21 protein-coding genes are annotated in these 21374 nt (G+C 41.4%); 13 read left to right on the top strand and 8 right to left on the bottom strand.

The window, feature by feature from the left end:
- Window positions 1-454 precede the first annotated feature (454 nt).
- The 4 genes from flgL to ABJL82_RS01400 form a co-directional block, all read right to left on the bottom strand.
- Entirely contained in the window at window positions 455-1372 is a 918-nt protein-coding gene (flgL, locus tag ABJL82_RS01415; RefSeq protein WP_347272895.1) for a flagellar hook-associated protein FlgL, read from the bottom strand.
- 103 nt (window positions 1373-1475) lie between these two features.
- Window positions 1476-3446, bottom strand: coding sequence for a flagellar hook-associated protein FlgK (gene flgK / locus ABJL82_RS01410; RefSeq protein WP_347272894.1), 1971 nt, complete (start codon window positions 3444-3446; stop codon window positions 1476-1478).
- Window positions 3447-3458: 12 nt separating this feature from the next.
- Complete coding sequence (locus tag ABJL82_RS01405) at window positions 3459-3983, bottom strand: flagellar protein FlgN (protein WP_347272893.1); 525 nt, start codon at window positions 3981-3983, stop codon at window positions 3459-3461.
- 5 nt (window positions 3984-3988) lie between these two features.
- A complete protein-coding gene (locus ABJL82_RS01400; RefSeq protein WP_347272892.1) occupies window positions 3989-4438 on the bottom strand; it encodes a rod-binding protein in 450 nt (149 codons plus the stop codon).
- Window positions 4439-5017: 579 nt separating this feature from the next.
- Here ABJL82_RS01400 and ABJL82_RS01395 point away from each other — a divergent pair.
- Window positions 5018-7918 (top strand): tetratricopeptide repeat protein, encoded by a 2901-nt coding sequence (locus tag ABJL82_RS01395; RefSeq protein ID WP_347272891.1) that lies wholly within the window; start codon window positions 5018-5020, stop codon window positions 7916-7918.
- A gap of 289 nt (window positions 7919-8207) precedes the next feature.
- Here ABJL82_RS01395 and ABJL82_RS01390 read toward each other — a convergent pair whose 3' ends face one another.
- Window positions 8208-8723: a phage integrase N-terminal SAM-like domain-containing protein gene (locus ABJL82_RS01390; RefSeq protein WP_347272890.1), complete on the bottom strand. Its 516-nt coding sequence runs from the start codon at window positions 8721-8723 to the stop codon at window positions 8208-8210.
- Complete coding sequence (locus tag ABJL82_RS01385) at window positions 8720-8869, bottom strand: hypothetical protein (protein WP_347272889.1); 150 nt, start codon at window positions 8867-8869, stop codon at window positions 8720-8722. The genes ABJL82_RS01390 and ABJL82_RS01385 overlap by 4 nt, the downstream gene beginning before the upstream one ends.
- 157 nt (window positions 8870-9026) lie before the next feature.
- Here ABJL82_RS01385 and ABJL82_RS01380 point away from each other — a divergent pair, with 157 nt between their 5' ends.
- The 9 genes from ABJL82_RS01380 (at window position 9027) to ABJL82_RS01340 (ending at window position 14265) form a co-directional block, all read left to right on the top strand.
- Window positions 9027-9341: an HNH endonuclease gene (locus tag ABJL82_RS01380; protein ID WP_347272888.1), complete on the top strand. Its 315-nt coding sequence runs from the start codon at window positions 9027-9029 to the stop codon at window positions 9339-9341.
- A gap of 318 nt (window positions 9342-9659) precedes the next feature.
- A complete protein-coding gene (locus ABJL82_RS01375; RefSeq protein WP_347272887.1) occupies window positions 9660-9845 on the top strand; it encodes a hypothetical protein in 186 nt (61 codons plus the stop codon).
- Window positions 9842-10714 carry a site-specific DNA-methyltransferase gene (locus tag ABJL82_RS01370; RefSeq protein WP_347272886.1) on the top strand — a complete coding sequence of 291 codons (873 nt, stop codon included), beginning with the start codon at window positions 9842-9844 and terminating at the stop codon, window positions 10712-10714. The genes ABJL82_RS01375 and ABJL82_RS01370 overlap by 4 nt, the downstream gene beginning before the upstream one ends.
- On the top strand, window positions 10686-11273 hold the full coding sequence (locus tag ABJL82_RS01365) for an HNH endonuclease signature motif containing protein (protein WP_347272885.1): 588 nt from the start codon (window positions 10686-10688) through the stop codon (window positions 11271-11273). Before ABJL82_RS01370 ends, ABJL82_RS01365 begins: the two co-directional genes overlap by 29 nt.
- A 251-nt stretch (window positions 11274-11524) precedes the next feature.
- A complete protein-coding gene (locus ABJL82_RS01360) occupies window positions 11525-11803 on the top strand; it encodes a type II toxin-antitoxin system RelE/ParE family toxin (protein WP_347272884.1) in 279 nt (92 codons plus the stop codon).
- Window positions 11803-12099: a HigA family addiction module antitoxin gene (locus tag ABJL82_RS01355; RefSeq protein ID WP_347272883.1), complete on the top strand. Its 297-nt coding sequence runs from the start codon at window positions 11803-11805 to the stop codon at window positions 12097-12099. The genes ABJL82_RS01360 and ABJL82_RS01355 overlap by 1 nt, the downstream gene beginning before the upstream one ends.
- A 150-nt stretch (window positions 12100-12249) precedes the next feature.
- A complete protein-coding gene (locus tag ABJL82_RS01350) occupies window positions 12250-12525 on the top strand; it encodes a type II toxin-antitoxin system RelE/ParE family toxin (protein WP_347272931.1) in 276 nt (91 codons plus the stop codon).
- An 8-nt stretch (window positions 12526-12533) separates the two neighbouring features.
- A complete protein-coding gene (locus tag ABJL82_RS01345; RefSeq protein WP_347272882.1) occupies window positions 12534-12863 on the top strand; it encodes a HigA family addiction module antitoxin in 330 nt (109 codons plus the stop codon).
- 448 nt (window positions 12864-13311) lie between these two features.
- Window positions 13312-14265, top strand: coding sequence for a class I SAM-dependent rRNA methyltransferase (locus ABJL82_RS01340; RefSeq protein ID WP_347272881.1), 954 nt, complete (start codon window positions 13312-13314; stop codon window positions 14263-14265).
- Between the two features lie 40 nt (window positions 14266-14305).
- Here ABJL82_RS01340 and ABJL82_RS01335 read toward each other — a convergent pair whose 3' ends face one another.
- Entirely contained in the window at window positions 14306-14620 is a 315-nt protein-coding gene (locus ABJL82_RS01335) for a hypothetical protein (protein ID WP_347272880.1), read from the bottom strand.
- A gap of 569 nt (window positions 14621-15189) precedes the next feature.
- Here ABJL82_RS01335 and ABJL82_RS01330 point away from each other — a divergent pair.
- From ABJL82_RS01330 to ABJL82_RS01320, 3 genes are all read left to right on the top strand, one after another.
- The gene (locus tag ABJL82_RS01330) at window positions 15190-15783 is read left to right on the top strand and encodes a GNA1162 family protein (RefSeq protein ID WP_347272879.1); all 594 of its coding nucleotides are present in this window, start codon (window positions 15190-15192) and stop codon (window positions 15781-15783) included.
- A 121-nt stretch (window positions 15784-15904) separates the two neighbouring features.
- On the top strand, window positions 15905-16864 hold the full coding sequence (locus ABJL82_RS01325; RefSeq protein WP_347272878.1) for a hypothetical protein: 960 nt from the start codon (window positions 15905-15907) through the stop codon (window positions 16862-16864).
- A 184-nt stretch (window positions 16865-17048) separates the two neighbouring features.
- Entirely contained in the window at window positions 17049-18056 is a 1008-nt protein-coding gene (locus ABJL82_RS01320; RefSeq protein WP_347272877.1) for an aspartate-semialdehyde dehydrogenase, read from the top strand.
- A 106-nt stretch (window positions 18057-18162) separates the two neighbouring features.
- Here ABJL82_RS01320 and ABJL82_RS01315 read toward each other — a convergent pair whose 3' ends face one another.
- Window positions 18163-21216, bottom strand: coding sequence for an EAL domain-containing protein (locus tag ABJL82_RS01315; protein WP_347272876.1), 3054 nt, complete (start codon window positions 21214-21216; stop codon window positions 18163-18165).
- Between the last annotated feature and the right edge of the window lie 158 nt (window positions 21217-21374).

Below are 21374 nucleotides of genomic sequence, written 5' to 3'. Positions count from 1 at the left end.
GTGGCGGTTAATTCGCAAACACAATACCATTTGTAAACAAATAAAATCAACAACCACACAAAACCGCTTATGTAATTGATAAAATGGGAGTTATAAAACTTTCAAATAACGGAATGGTCTGTAGCAGCAAGGGACGAGATTTTATACTTTGGAGAGAGCACGGGCAGTAACGTTGAAATTATTTACCCATGATGTTTAAAAATCAGACAGTCTGCACACGTAACTACTCAATAAGTTGAGGCAAACAACCCCCCCTTACCTCATTGATTAAGGAGGAATAAGATAGAAATTATTATTAAAACCTCAACTTATTGAGGAGGTAACAGTTCAACCATTCTGGATTGTCCCAGTATTTGAAAAGGACACACCCCTAGCCCCTCTCAAGAGGGGAATACAAAAAGTCCCCTCTTGGGAGGGGATTAAGGGGTGGGTGAACTGATAATTGAGGAGTTACTTATCCGCCAATAAAATCTAGCAATGACGGCTGAATAATCCTGGCGCCGGTCTGCAATGCTGCTTGCAGCACATTTTCCTGATTTTTTAATTCTGTGATTAAGGATGCTAAATCAGCATCTTCGGTATAAGAGATTAATTCTTTCAATGCGGTTTTCGAGTTTTCGATTCTATTTTCCGTTATTGCCAATCTATCTACCTTTGCGCCAAACTTTGTAATCTCTGTCAGTACGTTGTTATTTGCCGCTTCAAAATTTTTCTTCTGCGATAAAAAAGCGTCTGTATCAAAATCGCTTTTTTTCAATTCATCGCGTAAATTTATAAGATTTGCAAATATGCCGTTTTCCATAAACAGCTTTCCGCCAGGCTGGTTCACTTGTATAAATGTATTGCTCCCTATCTGATATTGTATTGTTTCATTATTGCCATCATAATTTACTGCTGTTATCTCACCGCTTGAATCTCTTGTAGCGCTAAAGGGAGCAGTTAAGGTTTTTGTTCCAGAAAAAAGATACCGTCCATTGCTATCCGTTATGTTTGAGAATTGAATAATTGTCTCCATTAACTCATCTATCTCGCTTGCAATAATTCCCCTTTCATTATCCCCAAGCGTACCATCCGCTGCCTGCACTGTTTTGGTCTGAATCTTCACCATAATGTCCTGTATGTTTTCCAATGCATCGAAGATGAAGTTTATTTTATCTCTCGCATGTTTAATAGCGTCTAAATATTGCTGTAATTCACTTTCCCCTGATTTAAATCCAAGTAATTTTCTCGTGCTTACAGGATCATCTGATGCGCGGTTTATCTGCTTACCGCTGGAGAGCTTTTCCTGTATCCCCTGCATCTTCTTGTAATTTAGCTGGATGTTAGAAAGCGTCGTATTACTTAAACTCGCCTGCGTAACTCGAAAAGACATGGCGTCATCCTCCACAACTCATTAAAATTATTTTTATACGTAGAGACGCACAGCCGTGCGTCGCTAATGCGCTTTTTAGCACGAAAGATCAACTGAACTGCCGTTATAATGAACTTAATAAGGTATTTATTAATCTGTCCACGATTGAAATATATTTTGCCGACGCCTGATACGCCTGTTGAAATCGTATCAGGGTAACCAATTCTTCATCGACATTTACCCCGGAAACCTCTTCTCTTCTGTTCTGAAGACTCCTGTCCAACGCCGTATACTTCTCCTCAGACTTATATGCATTATTCGCCTCTTCTCCTAGTGCCGCGGCAATTTGATGTAAATAATCGGACAAGGTAGTATTTTCCACAACACTGTTATCATTTTGTAATGCGGATAAACGCAGGGCATTTGTATTATCCCCTGATTCACCTATAGATGTTGCAATGAGTGTTACATCATCCTGTATCCTCTTTTCAATATTAATATCCGAAGCATCTTTACCGCTAAAAAAAGTATTAATTCCCAAAGCAGCCAGTAAGTCAGTTTCATCAGAATCATTTATAACATCTATAGAAAATGCATCACTTGTATTAATAGTGCCGCTAGAAAATGAAACGGAAACACTATTTGCAACCTCAAGTGTATTGTCAGGAGTGTAACCTTCGCCTACATCAAGTGTAGCAATAAGATTTGAACCGCTATCCCTGACTTCAACCTGAAGACCTGACGTAGTTCCTATTGTGCCTGCCCCTAACGCTGTGAATGTATATACATCATTTGTACTTCCATTGTATATACCCGAAATTGAAGGCGTTGTTGTTCCTGTAATTCCAGTGGTTTGAGGATTCGGGTCCAATGCATAAGAAAAATTAAATTTATACCCGGACGCTGCGGTAATCTGCAATTTACCGTCTGAAATAGCAGCGGTAATATTTAATACATTAGTATTTATATTATCTCTTAAATCTTCGAGCGAGTCATTTGCTACATTTACAGTAATCTTGGTTTTGACTTCTTCCCCACTGCTGGTATCTATCACAGTAACGTACAAATCTCCGCTCGATGGCGCAAAAGGCAGCCCCAGTCCCGCAGTATTCAATGCCTTAGTTGTGTCCGTCACCTTATTTGTCCCAAGTACCGTTGTAAACCCGCCGTCTGTGCCCACGCCTTCACTATGTATGGCATTAAATTTCTTTATGAGCGCGGTTGCAAAAGTATCCAGTTTAGCATCGTATGCAGGCAGTGTGGTATTATACATCTCCAATAAACCGCTCAATTCACCGCCAGTAGGTTTGTGTTTCGAACTTCCATAGCTGGTAATATTGAGCGTACCGGACGCATCAACGCTGGATGCAAGGGTTAACGCATTTGAACCGCTCACCAGAACTCCGCCTGCAATCATCACATCTATCATGCCGTTTTTCTGCGTCCTTGTGGTGACGTCCAGAAACTTGCTGATTTCGCCTAGCAGCGTCTCTCTTTTGTCCAACAGGTCATTTGGCTCTCCGCCTGTTGTTTGCAGCGAGTGGATTTCCTTATTAAGGTCAACGATATCTTTCGCCAGCCCGTTTACTTCATTCAGTTTGGATTCCACGGATTGTTCTACAAACTCCTTCATCATGTCCAGCTCGTCAACTATCGCACGTATGGATTCTGTCATGGTAATCGCCTTTTCCACAAGCACAGAACGTGAACTAGTGCTTTCATCCTGTGAAAGGTCGTTCACAAATTTAAAGAAGCTTGTCAAAGAATTGCTTATACTGGCGTCGCTTAATTCGTTAAATACCGTTTCAAGTTCTCTCAATTGCTGACTTTTTATAGAGGCGGCGCCAAGTGATGAGGTGACAAACCTGATCCGGCTGTTAAGATAGTCATCCTTCTGCCGCATTATTTTCACCAGGTCAACACCCTGCCCGATGGAACCTAAACTCGTCTGCAAAGGCAGTCTTGTTGCAAGACTGACCGTTTGTTTCGTATATCCTTTCGTATTTGCATTCGATATGTTATGCGCGGAAACCATCATTGCACGCTGCGCCGCAAGAACTCCGCTCATACCAATTTGTATATCTGAAGAGGCCATACGCTATTCCCTCTAAATTTTAGTGTCAACCAAAACCCTTGATACTTCTTTTTCCTTCATTTTCCCTGTATTCTTATATACGGAGTGCTTAAATACAGGCGGACAAAATATATCAATAATATCCTCTGTAATTTCAAGTGAATGATGGGTAAGAGCCATATTCATATCATTTAGCCTTTGTAATTCCACCATTGACTTTGTTAATGTGTCAACCAGCATTCTCCAGGTATTGCCATGAAGTTCTTCCCCTTTATCCATCATTTTACTCATGGATATTTCCCTTACCTTTAAGTCTTGCTTTTCGCAATACAGACGTATTATCCTCTGGCGTTTTTCCTCAAGAAGTTGCGCCAGTTCCGCCTTGTTTCTCTCTGCGTAGATAAGCGTCTCCAGCTCTTCAATATCACAGGATATAAGACAGGCGTGCTTTGTCTTTGCAATTTCAACTAATTCACCGTAAACAACCGACAATCTTTTCAGCGTGCCGGTTAGTTCCGTAAGCAAGGCGTCGATAACGTTGTTCTCTTTAATTTTCATTGTCTTTACCCTTTAAAATTAACAGAAGGCTTTTCTTTATTTATACCCACATCTTCACCGTTTCCTTTTTTTACCCCATTTTCCGGTGAAGATGGCGCATTTTTACTGAACGCTTCCGTCATGACATTTTTAGGTTTTAATTGATTGTATATAACAGGCGCGACGCCAAAGCCGCCTTTTGCCGCTAAATCTTCAGCAAGGGCATTCTGCATTATTTCCGTATAACCTTGCATACTCCCCCCACCGTCAAACAAACCGCCCTTTGGTATCGTTTTCCACATTGCTTTTACCACAAAATTCAACAAAACAGCCTCGAAATCCTGCGCTATCTTCCTGAGAGACGCATCATCATTGGTAATTTTCTTTTGACCGGCGAGACTATTTAAGTTACTAATGCTGTTTGAATGAACAGGGTCAATTTGCAAAAACGGGTTGATATCTAAACTGGTTTCCATTTAATACACTCCTAACTTTAACAGGTTACAAACCGAACACTGACAAACATGCTTGTCCGCTTTTTGGAGTACACTTTTTTTCTGAAAAACAGTAAATGCTTTTTCGATCTGTCTATAGCAACGAGCAAAGGTAATACCATAATCGCCAATTTTGTAAAACACCGTACATACTATGCTTATCTATCTGACTTTTATTAAATAACTTATACAATTATTTGGTTTTTATTATTTCACAAATCATTCATTTTTTTAAAAACAAAGGGGGGAAACGCTTCCTATTTGATGAGAAAATTATTCCTGTAACATCTATCGGCAGTTCATATATTAAACCTTAAGACAAAAAGATGTATTAAAAACAACCGGTAAACAAAATCGTAACAATTTAGTTTTTTGAAAAATTCCAGGTAGGGGCGAAGCATTTGCTATAAATTGTCATAAATGTGTTAATACCCAAACGGGCAAATGCTTCGCCCCTACTTTATTTCATGCATGGCAATACTTATAAAAATTCATATACTATTAACGTAATAATCGCCATGTACCTTTTTATACCCGCTATTTTGAAAGGACAATCTGCCAATGGATGGTCGTTTTCCAACGAATGGAAATGGAGTGGGAAGTCAATCCACTTTAAAAATCCGGTTAGAAAAACAATTGGAAAGGGAATCAATGGTACATGATGCCTTTTCCTCAAGCAGAACGGAACTGTTTGTGGGCAGGCAAAGATATTTTGACCGACTGGATGAACACATACATGGGGATACTCCCCCGCTCATTGTAACCGGCAAACCGGGGATGGGAAAATCGGCGCTTCTTGCAAATTGGAGGAAACGCTATATCTCCTTGAATCCTGCCAACAAACCCATAATACATTTCATTGGCATTTCACCCTGCACAAGCAGTTTAGCCTCCATGCAGCTTCGCATTATCCATGAATTAACCTATGGATTTAACCTTCCTCCGGATATTCCCACTAATCAGAACGACCTTAACGTTGCATTTGTCAATGCCCTTTTCATGTCCGCTGCAAAAGGCAAAGCGGTTATTATGCTGGATGGTATCGAACGATTGGATGGAAGAGACCCCGAACGAGTCTTATCATGGCTTCCAATTGAAGCGCCTGCGAACATAAGGTTTATTTTGTCCGTATCGCCGGGAACCGTATTCGATGCTGTTGCAAAACGTAATTGGCCTGTTCTTGAAGTAGCACCTTTAGAAATTGTTGAGCGAAAACAATTTATCCACGCATATCTCCAAAATACCCATTCAACAGCATTAAGCGAAAACCATATAAATACAATCGCCCATGCCGTCCAAACATCCAACCCGCTCTACCTTGATATACTCATGGGGGAATTATGTATTGACGACGCCCCCTTGGCTGACGGACAAAAAATAAGCCGGTATCTCTCCGCACAAAATGTTGAGGAACTCATTCTCAGGGTTATTGTACGATGCGAACGTGATGATACACTGAACGGCGCGGATTCGTTATTTTTCCGTAATATGACGTCATTGTTGTCAAGCGCAGGGAATGGACTCATGGAAAATGAAATAAACGAACTGCTCCGTGGGGAAACACCGTCACCGCCAAATATGCCATTACAAACCTTGCTATCAAATATGAAACATATCCTGATACAACATTCAAATCTCCTTCTTTATAAACACAATGCCTTTCATGATGCGGTAAAAAGCAGGTATCTATCAGAAGAAAATGAGAAAAAGCGGTTTCATTTACGTCTTGCCGATTATTTCGGGAAAAACTATTTGAGTCAGCGAGCAATTGAAGAATTTCCGTGGCAATTGACTCAGGCAAGGTCATGGAATCAGTTATTTGGACTTCTCTCTGATATATCCTTTTTCAATGCCTTGTATGAAACAAGCGCTTATGCGGCAACGTATTATTGGTCGCAAACGGAAGAAAACTCTCAAATGCGCATTCCATACGCATATTGCACCATTTTAGAGTCGCCGGAGAATTATATTGACCGCATTAAAAACCTTTCCTTTTTTTTAAAGGAGAAAAACCTCCTTACAGAGGCGTTGAAGATGTTTGAACATCTTGTCTGTTATTATGAACAAAACAATGACTACGAAAATTTGCCCATAGCCGTCGGCATACTTGCAGATATCCTATACGAAAGGGGCGGCATGGAAGAATCCATGCAATTACACAAGGATGAAGAACACATTTACCGGAGCGTTGGAAATAATTACGGATTAATGCGCTCCTTATCACGTCAGGCAGTCATTGCCCTTGCCAATGAAGATTTGGAGAACTCCATATATCTCTTCAGGCAGGAAGAACAACTCTGCCGTAAACTGAAGGATAATTACCGGCTGTCGTATAATCTTAACAAACAGGCGGAAATACTGTCTATCCGGCACGAAGCCGCCCTTGCCGCAGAACTGCTTACGGAAGCGGAATCTATCAGCCGCAGCATAGGTGATATGACAGGATTATCCGTGTGTTTAGGCAACAAAGCCCGCATAAAAAAAGGTTCCGGAAACCCGGAAGAGGCGATGGCCTTTCTGAAAGAACAGGAGCATCTTTGCCGCACGTTGGGAAATAGCAAGGAACTCTCAGTCTGCCTTGGAAATCAGTCGCTTATTCTTACAACCCTTGGAGACCTTGATGGCGCATTCGCCTTGCTTATAGAAGAGGAATCTCTATGCAGAAACATGCGCAACGAACATGGGCTATCCTATAACATCGGGAACAGGGCAAATATTCTTTCGATACGCGGTAATCTGGCAGAGGCACTGGAATTATATAAAGAACAATTCGCACTATTTAAAAAGACACTAAACAAACACGGACTATCATACAATCTGGGCAATCAGGCAAATATTCATTATTCATTAGGAAATTCAGATGAAGCGATGTCTTTATATGCAGAACAGGAACGTTTGTGCAGGGAACTGGAAAATGAGGACGGATTATCCTACGCGCTCGGTAATCAGGCGATCATTCTTGCGGAAAAAGGCGATCCTGATAAAGCAATGGAATTGCATAAAGAAGAAGAGCGCATTTGCAGGAAACTGAACAATATGGAAGGATTGCAACGATCTTTGGGCAACCAGGCAAGTATATTGTATAGCAAGGGTCATTTGCATGAGGCGTTCGCCCTCCATAAAGAAGAAGAGCGTCTATGCAGAAAACTTGGAAACAAGAGCGAACTTTCAGCCTGCCTTGGAAACCAGGCGCTCGTTGTGAAGGATCTGGGGAATCCGGATGAGGCGATTGGACTATTAAAGGAACAGGAAGCTATTTGCAGAGATCTTGGGATAAAGAGCGGGCTTGCAATTTCATTGGCGAATCAGGCAGAGATCCTTGCGCAAAATCTGGGACGGGCAGATGAAGCGCTACCTCTTGCTGAAGAAGCCTATTCAATTACCACTTCTTTCGGTTTTCAGTCATTATCGCACGAAATAGAACCCATCTTACGCGCAATTGAATCCCGCTTGGGTAAATAGAGTAAAACTATTCAGCGTAATCTATCAAAGGGAACATGCCCTATTTTTGTGCAGGACGTAAGAATAAATATTGTCTGTCCCTAATTCCCCACCATTGTACAGAGACGTGCTGTATTCTGGACAAGCTGCCAGCCTCTTGATTTAACACCTTTAGCAAACTTATGATTGGTGCAATCTTTTAATAGGATCAACATGATGTCGACGAACTTTGCCGCTTCTTGGATCTGTCGATAGTTCCCGCGAAGGAAAAAGATATTGCCATCCCCATTCTTTATTTGCATTTCGATATTTACGTTCGAGCGCATAAGGTAAATATACTTCGCCGTATCCTTGCGCTAAATCCTGCTGGTGTAAAATTTTTACTTTTGCTAAATGATTTTCTAATAGTGGGAACCATGGAACCAGGAAAAGTCGTCACGCGGTCATTAGCACCCTTTCCTGAACGTACCGTTAATTGCTTCATCTGGTAATCGATATCCTTAATTCGAAGTCTTACTGCCTCCATAATGCGAATCCCACTGCCGTACAACAATTTGACAATAAGTTGAGGAGCGCCTTCAATATAATTTATTGTTTGGCGAACCTCTTCACGAATCATGACTACTGGAATATTCGTCTTCTTCTGAGCACGTATAGCGTTAATCTCTTCTTTTAATGATATGTTTAAAACTTTCTTGTACAAAAATACAAGTGCGTTCATAGCCTGGTTCTGGGTAGAAGGGGCAACGCCAGATTTCACTGCAAGGTGGGTCAAGAATTGTTCTATTTTTTCTTCACCGTCCTTTAAATCCTCTCGACTGGTCATTCGGTGGTATTGAATATATCGTTTGATCCAATCACAGTATGATCGTTCTGTATGTATGTATGTATGTATGTATGTATGTATGTATGCTTAAGCCTCATTATATCTTTCACTTCATCGAGCAACCTTTTCCCCTTTTTGATTGACATCTTTTTCTCCTATCCTATAATGATCAAAAAATAAAATTATAAGCTAATTTTTAAAATACTACACAATAATTTTACCTGATAATAGTACTTTTCCCAAGTTATCAGGGCAAATGATTGTGATAATCAATGGTTAAGCGGCAAGAGGTAGATCCACGCGATGGCGAATAATTGGAATATTCCCGACTGGCTAGAAAGGGAAGTCCGTGAAAGAGATAAAGCGTGTGTCTATTGCGGCAATGAGTTTACTTCCGTGAAAGTCTCAAGGAAGTCTGCGGCAAGCTGGGAGCACATCATCAATGATGCCAGCATCATAACGAGGGAAAATATTGCCCTTTGTTGCTGCGGTTGCAACGCAAGCAAAGGCCAGAAACAGCTTTCGGTTTGGCTGCAAACAAATTATTGCAAGGAGCGTAGCATTACGCCCGCTACCGTGGCTCCAATAATCAAGCGAGCTATAGAAAGTGGTCTGTAGCAGCGCGCTTAACAAGGCCAGGCACGGCGACGGCTTTTTCGTTGCGGCTTCGCCTCCACTACAAAGCCGCGCGTGCTGGCGGCGTTTGGGTGTCATCAGATGCGGGGCGGAAGCAAAGTACGCCTGCTTCGAGTCGCACTGGGTAGTGGTATCGGTGCCATCGGGGGCGCGTTCTTTGGCGCTCTCATAGCAGGCTTGGTCGCAATTTTTGACGCCGAGAAATTCGACCGTATCGGATTTCTCTCGCTTGTTGGCATATTTGCCTTCGTTGGTGCGATTTCCGGGCTAATCCAGTGGTGGACGAGCGCGGAGTGAGCCATGGGACGCAACTGGAAGATGACACCTAACCCCCCGGTCAACGCAGACGCGCGCGGACACTCCGTGCAACGGACAGGTTTACGGGCGCACGCCGGTTACCGGGAACGTTATACCGCAATAAAGACAATGGCAAACGGTATATTTGATACATTAAAACCCAAACGCCGATGCCAAACTATACCATGAAAAAAAATGAGAGAGAAATGATACCAGATTTTAAGATAAATGATTTACAAATATTTACAGGGGATTGCCGCAAAATCCTTCCTACTCTCCCCGCAGAATCAGTTCAGTGTTGCGTCACTTCTCCACCATATTGGGGTCTTCGCGATTATAATCATTCCTCCCAAATTGGTGCGGAGCCGTCACCGGTTCAATATGTAAAAAGCCTTGTTGAGGTTTTTAGTGAAGTTTGGCGTGTTTTACGCAAAGATGGTACTCTTTGGTTAAACATCGGCGATGGTTATGCACGAAATGGTGGAACTGGTAGTTGCGGCCCAAACGCAGTAGTTGGTAATACAAAAAAGCTTATTCAAAAACGAAATTGCAAAGTTCCAGATTGTTGGGGCTTGAAAGATAGAGATTTAATGGGTATCCCTTGGCGTGTCGCCTTTGCATTACAAGAAGATGGTTGGATATTTAGGTCAAGAATAACTTGGGTTAAAAAAACAGCCATGCCGGAAAGCGTAAAAAACAGGCCAACAAATGCAACCGAAGATATTTTTCTAATGTCAAAATCGCCAACTTATTATTACAATGCAGCCGCCGTGAGAGAAGCGTCTGGTGCTAATTTGAGAAACTACTGGCTTCTTGGCCCTGACAGCAGTAGTAATGGCCATCCAGCAACCTTTCCACGTGAATTAGTACGCCGTTGCGTACTTCTTGGTAGCCAAGTCGGCGATTCTATATTAGACCCATTTGGTGGATCTGGAACCACAGGAGTAGTTGCTCAAGAATTAGATCGGAGTGCTATTCTTATTGAATTAAATCCAAAATATTCCACTTTTTCAAAGGAACGCATAAGCCATGGCTGCCAAAAAGCCTTCCGGATCTAAAGAATTAATTCTAAATTACTTTTTAGCAAATATTGGTAAAGTTTTAGATTCAAAGCAAATACAGCGTGCGAGTGGCGGCGCTGTTGAATGGGCACGTCGGGTTCGCGAGCTACGTGATGAAGAAGGATATCAAATTCTATCTCACAAAGACCGTTCTGATTTAAAGCCAGGCCAATATCTTCTTGAAACAATTGCTCGTGTCCCTGCTTTTAAACGTGGCATCTCAAAAGAAACGCGTGCTCAGGTTTTAGAACGCAATGGTTTTACTTGCCAAATGTGCGGCGTTGCAGCAGGTGATCCAGATCCTCTAGGCGGCCCTCGCACTGTTCGTTTAACAATTGGCCATATTTTGGATAAATCAAAAGGTGGCGACGATACACCGCAAAATCTTCGTGCTATTTGTACTAACTGTAATGAAGGTTTACAAAATACAGCACTACCAAAACCCGACCAAATTCATTTGCTCTCCCAAGCACGTCGTGCAACAATTAATGACCAAAGAGTTTTACTCAATTGGTTGCTAAATAAGTTTAATTTGGTCGCTAGCCCAAAATCTTAGCTATAATTTATTTGCGGTGGCAATACGATAAAATTGTAAACAGTAATTCACGTTTTTCGCAATAAAAACGCGGTATAACACGGCGTTCAAGACAGACGTGGCCCGTGCCGTCCCCGTAACAGGTTCAGATTTGCTGGGTAGAAACGATGGTTTTTCAAACAAAGGTGCTTCTCCGGCCACGCTGCTTAACTTGTCGTTAAGCCCCAAAAAAACCCCTTGACAACGTAACCTTATGGGTTACAATTAACCGCATGATAACCAGTTTTATACATAAGGGATTAGAACGTTTCTACAAAACTGGTAAATCGTCTGGCATTCAACCTAAACATGCTAAGCGATTAAGGTTAATACTCACCAGCCTTGATCAGGCAGAAAGCCCAAATGATATGGATTTACCTGGCTTACGCCTACACGAGCTAAAAGGCAGTCGTAAAAACATTTGGTCAGTTTCTGTAAGTGGCAATTGGAGAGTACCATTTCGATTCATGGGTCGAGATGCAGAAATAGTCAATTATGAGGATTATCACTAATGAGCATGCACAATCCTGCACATCCGGGTGAGATTCTAAAAGAGTTGGTAATCAATCCTTTAGAACTCACTATTACTGATGCGTCTGAACATTTAAATGTCAGTCGTAAAACACTTTCAAAAGTATTAAATGGTCGAGGTGCAATAACACCAGAGATGGCGCTACGTTTAGAGTTGGCATTTAAAAAACCATCTGCAGACCATTGGCTTCGCCTTCAAAACGCATATGACCTTTGGCAATCTCGCCAAAATAAGTCTGATTTACATGTCCAGCCTTATCGCAATAATTACGCATAAAGGCTTAACAAATAGCTCAAACGGGCTTTAAAAACACGCCGATTAGCATGGCGTTAGGTTTAGCCATCCACAGAAAATTTTACCCAAAATCCGAATATAAGTTGTAACAAAATAGTTGACACTGTAACAGAAGCTGTTACTATATTGGACATGATCAAAAGCTTTAAACACAAGGGTCTTGCTGAGCTGTTTGAAGCCGGACGAACTCGCCGAGTCCGGCAGGATTTACAGTCACGTTGCTTGCGACGCCTGGAAGCTTTGGATCAAGCGGAGGTTTTAAACGATCTGAATGTGCCGGGATTCAATTTCCACGGCCTTCATAGAGTACCGAAACGTTACAGTATCCATGTTAACGGCCCATGGTGTATCACCTTTGAGTGGAAAGATGGTGAAGTGCTGCGGGTCGATTTCGAACAATATCATTGAGGTAAATCATGGCCGAATATTACACTAAACGTCCTTTAAATCGCCCACCGATTCATCCCGGTGAAATTCTGCGTGAAGATGTGCTTCCAGCGCTTGGAATTTCTGTAAGCGAAGCCGCACGGAAATTAGGTATTTCCAGACAACAGTTGCACCGTGTCCTATCCTGCACTCATCCCATCACAACAGAGATGGCGCTTAGGATCGGAAAGTTTGCCGGCAACGGTCCTGGGCTTTGGTTGCGCATGCAGCAAGCATATGATTTGTGGTATGCGCAACAAAGGATGAAAGACGAGCTATCTGAAATTGAGACCGTTGCATCGGCAGGTTCCAGCTCCTAACCATGCTCTTGCAGCGGATCGCAAAAAACCGCGCCTGCTGAAGAGCGGTGTTAGAGCAATACCACATCTAAAAGAATAATTCATTTTGACAAAGGGACAGAAAGCGGACATCATGACTTCAAATATTCCCTTTATTGAGGAGATGCTATTTACAAGGAAAACGCACTCGACCCGACCTGATACACGAAGCTTCGCTTACTTGCTAAATGGAAGCGAGCGCTTCCAATGCAATTACGTTCCCAAGCCGGACAGACTGGGTCAAAGGAACTTTGTTTTCTCAAAAGTGGGGATAACACCTCACATCTTGCCTGTTTTATACCCTATTTATTACTATTTTTCCATTAAAGTGGGGAATGCATATCGAGAAATAGGGTAAAATTGCCCATTTGACCCAGTCTGCAGGGCTTGGGAACGGGCATTTTTACTTTTTCAATATTTCTTTTACAAAATGACAATAACACACATATATAAAACAATCGAAAAGGCATTGTCTTTCAGAAAAGGTTACATAAACAACGCTCATACCAATGTGTATCGTTTAGTAAATTCTTATGGCGACAATCTGCCGGAGGCAACGATTGATATCTATGGCAACACTGCCCTTGTGCAATATTTTAAAACACACGAAGACCGCCAAAAGAAGGAAATCTATGAAGCGGTACAAAAACTAATATCTCCCGAATGTATCATAGAAAAGGAAAGATTAAAGGGAAGAGACGTTGTCACCCGCTTAATATCAGGGAAAGAAATTCCAGATGATTATGTTGTCATTGAAAATGGAATACAGTTTTACACTTCTTTTAATGATGGAGGCGGAACGGGGCTATATTTAGACCAGCGGGATAACAGGAAAAAGGTGCAATCTTTTGCTTGCGGCAAAGAGGTTTTGAACTGTTTTTGTTATACATCGTCATTTTCCGTTTATGCATGTGCAGGAGGTGCATCAAAGACAACAAATATAGATTTATCCGGAAAGGCAATAGCGTGGAGCAAAAATAATTACGTATTGAATCAAATTGACGTCAATAACCATGATTTTATTGCCGGAGACGTGTGGGAATATTTTAAAATATTCCAAAAAAAGGGAAGAGAATTTGATGTGATAATTCTGGATCCGCCCAGCTTCTCTACAAGCAAGTTGAGGACATTTACTGTGGAAAAAGACTTTCCTGAACTGGTTGGTTTGGGACTCAACATCCTTAGAGAAAACGGAATCCTTGTATTTTCAACAAATATTGCCAAAATGACTCTATCGAGGCTATTTCAGTCATTGCCAAAAATTAAGCCCCATACGAAGAAGTTATTTAAAGTCATTAATGTTTCATCGCAGGGACTTGATTTTCCTGTTGATGGAATTTATGTAAATGAACCATATTTGAAATTTATTATGTTCTCATACTAACCATTGACCATGATAGGAAAACCACGGAAAAGTATAATAATCACCGCCTTTTATTTTTCTTTTTAATCCGATAAGTGGTATACACAGAAACGCCAAGCAATATGATTACTCCCGATAAGCCGATGTATATCCTTTTGTCAAATCCTTTTTTCAGGTCCTGCAAAGTAAGGTCATGGCTGGGAGAATACTTTTCCCTGTGAAAATCATCCCGTTTTATAAACCCCAATGCGCTATCAGGAATTTCTTTGGTAAAACCAGGTTTTTTCATCATCGATGGAACGGCAAAGAATATAATGCCAATTAAAAAAGTAATACCAAAAACAATATACATTAATACATTATTTTTTTGCTTCATTATATATCACTCTCCTATTTTCTCTATAAATTATACTCATTTCCCAAAATACTATTGCACTGCCGACGAAAATTAATTCTATAAATAAACCGGAGGTTGTCAATATAATAAAGGGAATGGTTCCGCCCCTTCCTCTAAACCATAGCAAGGATGAAATGGAACACCCATCAACTCTTAGGAGATGCTTTAGTAGGCCGGCTTTATTCCCCGAAAATCCCGGCGGGCCTGCAACATGAACCATCGAATGTATCGTGAACTGTTACTAATTGTAAACCATTACGAATAAAGCATAGAGGCCTCTGGCAGTCTACATTAGGTTGGGTTTTAAAAAGACAAAAACCCAACGGCATTCATTTCTACCCACCCCTTAATCCCCTCCCAAGAGGGGAATTAGACAAGTCCCCTCTTGGGAGGGGCAGGGGTGGGTTTGTTCATTGGTTAACTAAAAATATTGAAATCCCTATACTTTTAAATATATATTGCCGTGTTTATTGTAAACATTGTATATTTTACTACCGGCAAAAGCGCTTTTCATTTTTCAATCAAATCGATTCATACGAGGAGGTTTTGTGAACAAATTGACCGTAATTATTGCCTTTATCATTTGTCTTCTGTGTTTTGGCTGTAAAACAATTTCTAAAACAAATATTATTGTCGATAGCAATGATGCTTCCCGCAGTATAAACACCATTGCCGTTATGCATTTTAACGACCAATTACTGCCAAAAGAGGGAGTAACAGGCACATTGGTAAAAACGATCAGCACTGCAAATGCAGGCGAGATGCTTGCCTCTGTAATGTCACGGGAACTATCAGGGTTGGGCATATACGAGGTTCTCTCCCGTACAGACATTGCCAAAATCATCAACAAATCAAAGGTCAATGAAAAAGAGCTTGTAGAGCGCAGAGATTATGACCGTTTGGGAAAACTGCTAGGCGTGGACTCAGTGGTCATCGGAAAAATTCTAGAATTTAAACTATCAAGCTCCGTAATCTATGAGCGGGGTACGGTTTCTTTCGTAGCCGAGTGCATTGATACAAAGAATGGCAACGTTCTTTGGACTATTGAGGCAAATGAAAGCGCCGCTTACGAAGATGAGATTGAATTGGCCGGCAAAGCTATGCGAACAGCCATTGAAAAACTAAAAAAAGAGCTAAGGTAGAATATCATAAAAACCTCAACTTACTGAGAAGTTACCTGGAAAACAACTGAGAGTATTTGTTTCCTTTTTGACTTTCGTTTGTGAAGCGATATAATACTCCAAAAATTGAGGGTTTTTTAAAATGACAATAATTGCCGGTATTGATGAAGCGGGGTACGGACCAGTGCTTGGCCCCCTGGTAATCAGTGTTGTGGCATTTGACGTACCTGATGACAAAGCTAATTGTTCATTATGGGATTTGTTAAAAGATGCTATTTCTGATGGACTTCACGGCAGAAAACAACGGCTGGCGGTATGTGACAGCAAAAAACTGTATAGTACACGAAACGGCATTAAACCGTTGGAAGATGCGGTTCTGTCCTTTTTGGGGTTAAAGGGGGTTAAAATTGCCTCTTTTTATCATTTATTGAATTCCTTAGCATGTTTCGACAGGGAAGTAATAGATGGTTATCCATGGTACACTCAAAAAGATTATGCATTGCCTTTCGCCACAAGCGAGGCTGTTTTTGTAAATTATATTGATTTGCTGCAACACAGCCTTGGAAAGCACGGTATCAGATTTTCTCATGCGGCAAGCTGTGTTGTTGCCGTTCGCGAGTTCAATGAACAAGTGCGGTCATGCGGGAACAAATCTACTGTTTTATTCAATAATAGTATCAAACATGTGGCAAAGTTGCTGAAAGAAAGCAATGGCAATGTAGAATTACTCATCGATAAACAAGGCGGGCGAAATACGTATTCGCATTTACTGCAGAAATATTTTCCGGGAAAAGAGATAAAGATTTTGGTGGAGAGCAGTGAAGTTTCTTCGTATGTAATAAGCGGAAAAAAACGGAGTATAAAAATATCTTTTGCGGAGAAAGGGGAAACCGTAAGCCTTGCGGCTGCCCTCGCTTCGATATTCAGCAAATACATCAGGGAGTTGTTTATGGTTTTAGAAAATCAGTATTGGCTTCAATTGCTGCCGGGCCTGAAGCCAACGGCTGGATATTACACGGACGCACAAAGGTATTTATCGCAAATAGCACCGATGAGACAAGAAAAAGGCATTTGCGATGACATTCTTATAAGAATAAAATAATGGTAATTACCCAATATCTTGTGGTAACAACCCCCCTCAATCCCTCTTTATTAAGGGGGAATCTGGGAAGGAATTCTTTATTTTTTACAAGATATTGGGTAATTACAAATAGGGAGCGTGTTTTACATTTTACCAAACGGGAAATGAACGTTTGCGGGAATCGGGAAAGGAGTTAGAAGCAAAGATGTCTGTTAACATTGCAATAGTCGGGGCTACCGGCGCGGTTGGCGAGGAATTTTTAAGCATTCTGGAAAGCAGGAAATTTCCGTTGAATGAACTGAGATTGTTGGCGTCAGGGCGCTCGGCGGGAAAGAAGATGCGGTTTTGCGGAAAAGATTACATCGTGCAGGAATTAACAAAAAATTCATTTAAAGGCATTAAGATTGCCCTTTTCAGCGCCGGCGCGGATATCAGCAGGGAATATGCGCCTTATGCCATTGAAAGCGGCGCTGTCTGTGTGGATAATTCCAGCGCGTTTCGAATGGATGACGACGTTCCTCTGGTAGTGCCGGAAGTAAACCCATACGATATTCCGAAACATCATGGGGTAATTGCGAATCCCAATTGTTCAACAATTCAAATGGTGGTTGCGTTAAAACCTATCCATGACGCCGTAAAAATCAAAAGAGTGGTGGTCTCTACCTATCAGGCGGTATCAGGCGCGGGTCTGAAGGCGGTTGATGAGCTTGAAAAGGAAGCAAAGAGTATTTTAGAGGGCAAAGAGGGTTTTCAGAGAAAATTATTTCCTCATCAAATAGCATTTAACGTGCTCCCTCAAATTCCCCAGAGTAAAGCGTTTTTACCCAATGGATATACTTCGGAAGAAATGAAGATGGTGAATGAGACCAAAAAGATCATGGGAGACCATTCGATTCGGATAACTGCGACAACGGTGCGGGTGCCGGTTATTCGCGGCCATAGCGAGTCGGTAAATATAGAAACGGTGAAAAAAATAACGGCAGCGGAGGTGAAAAAACTCCTTTCCACAGCGCCTGGGGTTAAGGTAATCGACGACCCCGCCAATCAGCTCTATCCATTAGCCTCAGAAGCGGCAGGAAGGGACGAAGTCTTTGTGGGGCGTATTCGCGAAGACATATCCATTGACAATGGCATCGATATGTGGATTGTAAGTGATAATATCCGCAAGGGCGCCGCCCTCAACGCAATTCAGATTGCAGAGAAGTTGTTGTAATGATTTTATCTTTTGAGAAAACAGGCAAATGCCCCCTGCAATCTGCAATCAACAGTCGGCAATCGGCAATCGGCAGATTGCAGATTGTGGACTGTGGATTGTGGCGCTAATTAAATACTTCACTAACTGACCGTGGTTTACCGATGTAATTTCCCTGTGCGTAATTTACCCCTAATTTACGCAGCAATTGCAGTGTATCCCCGGAGTCTGCAAATTCCGCAACAGTTCTTTTTTTTAAACCATGCGCCATCTCTACCATTGCCTTTACCATGTGCTGCTCCACCGGATTGTTTGGCAAGTCATTAATAAAGCTGCCATCAATCTTTAAATAATCAACCGTTAAATGCCTGAGATAATTAAAAGAAGAAAATCCGCTGCCAAAATCATCAAGAGAAAAGCGACAATCCATATGCTTAAGCGCTGCAAGAAAGTCCTGCGCTGCAATCATATTTTCCATCATAGCTGTTTCGGTCATCTCGAAAACAATACTTCCCGGGTTAGTGCCACTGGTATTAAACTGATGCCTTATGATCCCTAACAATTCGGTATCGGCAAATGCCTTGCTGGAAAGATTAATATCAAGGAATATACCTCTGTCAAAAAATTGCCTCTCCGCAGCAAGGCGAATAGCGCTGCGAACGACCCAGCGGTCGATCTCCCGGATAAGCCCAAAACGTTCTGCAATGCCAAGAAATTCTGCGGGGAATATTAATTCATCTTTCTCTCCAAGCATGCGTAGTAATGCCTCATATCCGATAATATTTTTATTTGACAGATCAATCACGGGTTGTAAATGTAATACAAAACGGTCATTGTCCAATGCATTCCTGATTCTCTTTTCCCAGTTTATTTGGGCTTCAATATGTGTTTTTTGTTCCTGGGAAAACACGCAAAACCGGTTACGCCCGCTCTCTTTTGCGCGATACATTGCTAAATCAGCATTAACAAGCAATGTTTCGGCATCACGTCCATGTTCGGGGAATATCACAATGCCAATGCTAAACGTCACTTTAGAATGTTCAAAGGTATGTTCTCTGGTCAATTCAAGAATTTCGCCTGCAATTAATCCGGCTTTCTCCCTGTCAGTATAAGGCAATAGTATGGCGAATTCATCTCCGCCAAATCGGGCAAAAATATCGGTATCACGTAAACGGGAACGAAGCATTTCTGCCAGGCGAATCAGAAGTTCGTCTCCCGCCTGGTGCCCGAGAGTATCGTTTACGTATTTAAAATTATCCAGATCCAGAAACAAGAGCGCCCCGGTTGCCCCATACCGTAAGGTCTGGGCAATCCAATATTGCAATTCCTCCTGAAAGCGCCTGCGATTAAAGAGATTTGTCAGGGGATCCCGGGTTGCCATGTTCAAAAGTTGGGTCTCGAATTTCTTGTGTTCTGTAATATCTTCTTTAATCGCAAGATAATGAGTCACATGACTCTTGTGATTTCTTATGGGGGAAATATGCAAGTGTTCCCAGTACAACTCTCCCGTCTTCTTTTTATTCAACAGCTCGCCTTGCCATTCCTTACCCGAAATAATGGTGTTCCATAAATTCCTGTATATTTCATATGATGTTTTCCCCGATTTTAACATCCGCGGGGTTCGCCCAATAATTTCCTCTCTGGTATATCCTGTTAGTTCGGCAAACTTTGGGTTAACGTACTCAATAATCCCCTCCTTGTCGGTAATAATAATTGATGCACGACTTTGTTCTACTACCCGGGACAATTTGCGAATCCTTTCGTCCGCTCTTTTCCGCTCAATCAAACGCCCGAGCTGTAGGGCAAGATTGTCCACTACTTCAAAAAACATTGCCTGTGGTTTTTCTTCTCTTCGTGAGAAAAACTCAAATATATACAGTATCTTATCGCCTTCTTTTATGGGAAACGCAAATGCGCCCCGTACCCCAATATCAGCACTTTTTACAATGGCGTGTTGCGCTCTGATACAATTACTATCTTTGGTAACATCCGGAATCCATTCCATTTCCCTGTTACTAAAAACCTTCCCCGGCAAATCTTCTCCTGGTTTTAAAATAGTATTCTCACCTATCTTTCTCAACAGACTAAACTCTTTGGTGTTTTCAAAATACCATAGCCTTGTAGATTCCAGCCTTATTGCACCATTTACCGTATATATTACCTTACAAATATGACCTACAGGCCATCCTAAATATCTGCACATTTTCTTAAGATATAATCTCATAGTACTGTCAACGGTCAACAAATCATGCGTAGTATCAAACACTTCGTTAATTAATTGCAGAATGGCCTGTTTTTTTCTTTTCTCATCGTCTTTTTTTCTCCGTTCACTAATATCGCGAAAAATAGCAATGATATGTATTTGTCCCCCTATTTGTAGTGTTGAAAATGAAGCCTCCAGAGGGAATTCACTCTTGTTTTTTTTAATGCCTGTAATCTCAATTGTTTCATTAATTATGCGCCCCGCTTTAATGTTGTTAAAAAAGCGCATCTCTTGTTCTGTGTGTTCTGCACCGCCGATAACGTTGAGGATATTTTCCCCTTTCATTTCTTTTTCCGAATATCCAAATATTTTTTCGGCAGCAGGATTCCAATGCGTAACATGCCAGTTTTCATTTAATACAACAATTCCATCATTTATCACAGACGCCAAATTTGCAAATTTTAACTCATTTTCCCCTAGTCTGATGTTTTCTTCCTCAGAATCTAACAACTGCCTTTCAAGTTTCCTTATTAAATATTCGTTATAATTCCGGCAAAATTCCGTTTCATCTTTTCCGGAAAATGCACTGATAGGGTGTGGAAGATATTTTTTATACCCGTTTAATGTGCTCATTACTGCATCAACAAAAATATCAGCAGGCATCGGTTTCATTAATAATCTATCCGCCCCTAAACTCATGGCATATTCCCTGGCCTTTCTCCCGGTAAATACCGTAGTGTAAAAGATAAAAGGGATATTTCTCAAATATTTATTTGCTTTACATTTCCGGCAGAATTGAAAACCATCCATCCGCGGCATAAGAATATCACAAATTATTAAATCAAACCGGTTATTTTGCAACGTCTCAAACGCCGCCAATCCATTTTTAGCAGAGGTGACTTCTCCGCCGTGCTTTTCCAGCATACGTTCCAGAAAGCGCACGTCATCTTCTGAATAATTAACGATAAGTATCTTCATGGCAGTATCGGTTCTCAAATAATGTGCCCAGCGACTTTATTCTGTTGTTGATGCTGATGCTAATGTAGAGACGCATTGCATGCGCCTGGAAACTGTGCTGCAAGTAATAAAAATATTGACACAACAGAGAGACGCATGCAATGCGTCTCTACAAAAAG

The organism is Candidatus Kuenenia sp., from assembly GCF_039794105.1.
GTDB lineage: Bacteria > Planctomycetota > Brocadiia > Brocadiales > Brocadiaceae > Kuenenia.
The sequence above is the reverse complement of the archived record's forward strand: the minus strand, read 5'-3'. Positions and strand labels throughout refer to the sequence as shown.

Bases quoted from the DNA above. Each gene is read 5' to 3' on its own strand.
- ABJL82_RS01385 (WP_347272889.1), bottom strand. From the start codon at position 8,869: ATGTCAATCAAAAAGGGGAAAAGGTTGCTCGATGAAGTGAAAGATATA.
- ABJL82_RS01320 (WP_347272877.1), top strand. From the start codon at position 17,049: ATGTCTGTTAACATTGCAATAGTCGGGGCTACCGGCGCGGTTGGCGAG.
- flgK (WP_347272894.1), bottom strand. From the start codon at position 3,446: ATGGCCTCTTCAGATATACAAATTGGTATGAGCGGAGTTCTTGCGGCG.
- ABJL82_RS01350 (WP_347272931.1), top strand. From the start codon at position 12,250: ATGATCAAAAGCTTTAAACACAAGGGTCTTGCTGAGCTGTTTGAAGCC.
- ABJL82_RS01345 (WP_347272882.1), top strand. From the start codon at position 12,534: ATGGCCGAATATTACACTAAACGTCCTTTAAATCGCCCACCGATTCAT.
- ABJL82_RS01400 (WP_347272892.1), bottom strand. From the start codon at position 4,438: ATGGAAACCAGTTTAGATATCAACCCGTTTTTGCAAATTGACCCTGTT.
- ABJL82_RS01395 (WP_347272891.1), top strand. From the start codon at position 5,018: ATGGATGGTCGTTTTCCAACGAATGGAAATGGAGTGGGAAGTCAATCC.
- ABJL82_RS01315 (WP_347272876.1), bottom strand. From the start codon at position 21,216: ATGAAGATACTTATCGTTAATTATTCAGAAGATGACGTGCGCTTTCTG.
- ABJL82_RS01370 (WP_347272886.1), top strand. From the start codon at position 9,842: ATGAAAAAAAATGAGAGAGAAATGATACCAGATTTTAAGATAAATGAT.
- ABJL82_RS01355 (WP_347272883.1), top strand. From the start codon at position 11,803: ATGAGCATGCACAATCCTGCACATCCGGGTGAGATTCTAAAAGAGTTG.
- ABJL82_RS01340 (WP_347272881.1), top strand. From the start codon at position 13,312: ATGACAATAACACACATATATAAAACAATCGAAAAGGCATTGTCTTTC.
- ABJL82_RS01365 (WP_347272885.1), top strand. From the start codon at position 10,686: ATGGCTGCCAAAAAGCCTTCCGGATCTAAAGAATTAATTCTAAATTAC.
- ABJL82_RS01380 (WP_347272888.1), top strand. From the start codon at position 9,027: ATGGCGAATAATTGGAATATTCCCGACTGGCTAGAAAGGGAAGTCCGT.
- ABJL82_RS01335 (WP_347272880.1), bottom strand. From the start codon at position 14,620: ATGAAGCAAAAAAATAATGTATTAATGTATATTGTTTTTGGTATTACT.
- ABJL82_RS01390 (WP_347272890.1), bottom strand. From the start codon at position 8,723: ATGACCAGTCGAGAGGATTTAAAGGACGGTGAAGAAAAAATAGAACAA.
- ABJL82_RS01325 (WP_347272878.1), top strand. From the start codon at position 15,905: ATGACAATAATTGCCGGTATTGATGAAGCGGGGTACGGACCAGTGCTT.
- ABJL82_RS01360 (WP_347272884.1), top strand. From the start codon at position 11,525: ATGATAACCAGTTTTATACATAAGGGATTAGAACGTTTCTACAAAACT.
- ABJL82_RS01405 (WP_347272893.1), bottom strand. From the start codon at position 3,983: ATGAAAATTAAAGAGAACAACGTTATCGACGCCTTGCTTACGGAACTA.
- ABJL82_RS01375 (WP_347272887.1), top strand. From the start codon at position 9,660: ATGGGACGCAACTGGAAGATGACACCTAACCCCCCGGTCAACGCAGAC.
- flgL (WP_347272895.1), bottom strand. From the start codon at position 1,372: ATGTCTTTTCGAGTTACGCAGGCGAGTTTAAGTAATACGACGCTTTCT.